We start from the raw sequence: 2,151 nt of genomic DNA, 5'->3' as shown, positions 1-2,151 counted from the left end.
ACCGCTTTCCCTCGGTAGCTGGTCCGTTTTCCAGCCTGCTCGGTCGATTTCTCGTCCGTGATTCGTGTTGCCGCCTGCCGGCATCTTGTCTTTCCCTCTGGGGCTCCGTTCCCCAAAGGGGTCGGTTTGCCCCCAATTTCTAATCAGGAGCAAACCATGTTGAAAATCGCTATGTCCCCGGTCGTCGCCATTTCGTTCGCCGTTGCAAGCATGCTCGCCGGCGGGAACGCCTTCGCGCAGCAGGCCGATCAGCAGGCGATGCTCGGCGCGACCGGCACTGTCGTGCGTGTTCGTCTCGTTCCGGCGCCGGTCCCGCAAGGGAACCATGCCGTCCAGGGCGCATCCGCGCAGGATCTCGTTGAAGTGGGCGTGCGCGGCAGCGACGGCGAGGTGTATAGCGCCACCGCGGATCGCGTGCGTCAGCCACGCCTTGGTGCGTCGGTCAGGCTGGTCAGCGATGGCAACGGCCTCCGCGTAGCGGAGTGACGTCGCTCGAACTCGACGTCAACCTGCCTAGCGGCTCTGCCGCAATCTCATCTAACTGCCATCGGGCAGTATCTCAACCCTAGCGGGGCAGTTACCCGCTAGGGTGCCTGCTTCGCGTCATATTCAGGAGTAGGGAAATGTCTAACGTTCGCAACATGGACGTCACGTGTGCGAGACCAGCCGGGTTCCACGTCCTCCAAGGCAACGCGTCGCTCGGAATGCCGCAAGCGGCCACGGAAGATTCGGTGCGCACCGAGCCGGATGCATTGACTGTCGCATACGTCGCTATTGGTGCACGCGATGCGCTTCGGGAAATTCGAGCCAGCAGTTCGAGGGTCGACCTCGATCCGTTCAGCGGTGAGAGCGGATTTGTCGAGGAAGTGATCGGTCATGCAATGTTCGTCGACCTGGTGGGCGATTGGTTTGATGCGAATGGTGAGCATCCTGGCGTATTCGCTTACGAAGTGGCGGAGACGTTTGGTGATTCCATTGCTCGCGCAATGCTAGCCAACGGTAATTCGGTTTCTGACCCACGTGCGATTTTGCGAGAAATCCTGGCCCACGCAAGCTACGAATCCACCGGGATCGAGAAATCGTTGGAGCGCGCAAGCCAGGCAGTAACGGAATTGAAGATGCCCGGCATGTGATCCATCGATCTGTAACGTCCCCTCCGCGCGTCCCGTAAAGGGACGTTCGGGGGGGCGTTTCTTGGTTCCGCACGGATTTGCGGGAAGGCTTTTCCGCCTTGCCGAGGTGCGTGGACGTTCCTTGGCCGGACTTTTCTATGCGCCCATTTGTGCGCCCTTCAAGGAGATGAGATGTCGACCTCTGTTGAAATCGAGGAAAACTGCCACTGCGCCCATTGCGGGCGCACCTCGTGCACCGTCGCTTATAAGGACTTCTGGGGACATGTCGTCCACACGAGTCGTTGCGATTTATGCGGGTACGTCATTGAGTTCGATTACGGCTGCGGCTCGATGGACGATCCGACGATCACGGCTAACAAGCGCGAGGGCATCATCGTGGTGAACGACCGCTTCATACCCGGCAGCCTAGTTGGAGCGCAAAGCCTCGCCGCTATGCTCAGCAGGGAGCAGGAGCCTCTTCAGCGTTGTTGGTACGTGGCCGGCGTAACCGGCCAAGCCGTACAGGTGATCGAAGATCTGGAAGGTGCGGAGAACTCCGCGGAGGCACTTCAGCATGCCAATGAGCTATTCGCCCGAGTTGCTCTTCGAACCGATGCCGTGGCAGGAATGCCTGTTTGAATCTTCCTCCTGGCTCCAGCCATAGCTTCGCCCGCTCTCCCTGGGAGCGGGCTTTTTTTTTAAGGCCTGCTGCGCGACACCGCGCGGAACGTGTTGGCGGGTATCGAAGCACAACCTTTGGCCAGCGCGGCTGCAGCAGCCCACTCACGCCAGCTCGAAACGCTGATCGCTGACGCCGGGCGGCGCCCACTGACGGATGACGAGGTATCCAAAGCACGCGAACTCGCGAGCGCCAGAGCGCAATAGATAGCACGTCCTGATCGGGGAGCGTCCGTCGCAGGTCCAAGTCCATATTCCTACGAGGAAGTCAGTGCTATACTCAAACCGCTTTCTATCGGTAGCTGGTCCGTTTCCAGCCTGATCGGTCGATTCGTCGTCCGTGACTCGTGTTGCCGGCTTG

Annotated in this window: 3 protein-coding genes; all 3 read left to right on the top strand. The window is 60.0% G+C overall.

Annotated features, from left to right (window positions below; all coding sequences use genetic code 11):
- Window positions 1–171: 171 nt before the first annotated feature.
- The 3 genes from KH616_RS24360 to KH616_RS24350 all read left to right on the top strand — a co-directional run bounded on the left by KH616_RS24360 (window position 172) and on the right by KH616_RS24350 (window position 1,751).
- On the top strand, window positions 172–486 hold the full coding sequence (locus KH616_RS24360; RefSeq protein ID WP_046196990.1) for a hypothetical protein: 315 nt from the start codon (window positions 172–174) through the stop codon (window positions 484–486).
- A 137-nt stretch (window positions 487–623) separates the two neighbouring features.
- Entirely contained in the window at window positions 624–1,133 is a 510-nt protein-coding gene (locus KH616_RS24355) for a hypothetical protein (RefSeq protein WP_046196991.1), read from the top strand.
- Between the two features lie 171 nt (window positions 1,134–1,304).
- A complete protein-coding gene (locus KH616_RS24350; RefSeq protein WP_080323284.1) occupies window positions 1,305–1,751 on the top strand; it encodes a hypothetical protein in 447 nt (148 codons plus the stop codon).
- Window positions 1,752–2,151: the final 400 nt, after the last annotated feature.

It is taken from the genome of Burkholderia sp., from assembly GCF_018375725.1.
GTDB lineage: Bacteria > Pseudomonadota > Gammaproteobacteria > Burkholderiales > Burkholderiaceae > Burkholderia.
Note: the sequence above shows the minus strand (reverse complement) of the source record. Positions and strands in the feature narration are given on the sequence as shown.

Coding starts and splice junctions, on each gene's coding strand:
- KH616_RS24360 (WP_046196990.1), top strand. CDS start 172: ATGTCCCCGGTCGTCGCCATTTCGTTCGCCGTTGCAAGCATGCTCGCC.
- KH616_RS24355 (WP_046196991.1), top strand. CDS start 624: ATGTCTAACGTTCGCAACATGGACGTCACGTGTGCGAGACCAGCCGGG.
- KH616_RS24350 (WP_080323284.1), top strand. CDS start 1,305: ATGTCGACCTCTGTTGAAATCGAGGAAAACTGCCACTGCGCCCATTGC.